Source organism: Mesorhizobium sp. P3_A9 (genome assembly GCF_056402975.1).
Window position 1 is genome coordinate 1 of record NZ_JBFUGJ010000789.1, and the last position, 644, is coordinate 644.

Here is a 644-nt window from a genome sequence, read left to right on the forward strand (position 1 = left end):
GTGCTGGTCTCTCGCGCCCTGGCGTCCGGCGTCCTCGTGGCGCCGTTTTCCCAGCGTGTCCTGAGTGGCCTCAGCCTCGAAGTTCTGGCTCCAGACCGCCCACCCGCCCAGGCAGCGCAAATGATCGAATGGCTGCTTTCGCAGGCAGAGTTGACCAGCTCGGGCGAAAAGGCGTGATTGGACAAAAGCCCGAGTGGCGGTGGCGATCGACGGCGAAGTGGTCTTCGCCATCGGTCTCTTAGAGAGGTTCGCCGTTTCACGGAAACGGCGACCCGCTCTAAGTCCTTGTTTTGACGCAATTCCGAACGGAAAACCGTTCACACTTTTCCTGGAATTGCTCTCGTCTCAGGGCGCCACCACCAAGCGGCCTTGCATATTGGGGTGAAAGCGGCAGAAATAATCGACCGCTCCCGCCGCCTTCAATGTCAGGCTTGCCGACTTCTTCGGCCGGATCATCACATCCCAGCCGCCCTTCACCGTGGCTGTGTGGGCGAACACGTCCTTGTTCACCCACTCGATCGTGTCGCCGACCTTCGCTTCCACGGTCACCGGCGAAAAGACGAGCTTGTCGATGGTGACCTGGATGGTTGCGGCCGCTGCCGGCACTGCCGCAAGGGCCAGCACCAGCGCAGTCAGCCATGACA

General features: G+C 61.3%; 1 protein-coding gene. It reads right to left on the reverse strand.

Going from position 1 to position 644, the window contains the following annotated elements; all coding sequences use genetic code 11:
- Nucleotides 1–345: 345 nt before the first annotated feature.
- Nucleotides 346–636, reverse strand: a complete 291-nt coding sequence (locus AC1DX0_RS36760; protein ID WP_477359551.1) for a cupredoxin domain-containing protein — start codon at nucleotides 634–636, stop codon at nucleotides 346–348.
- Nucleotides 637–644 lie beyond the last annotated feature (8 nt).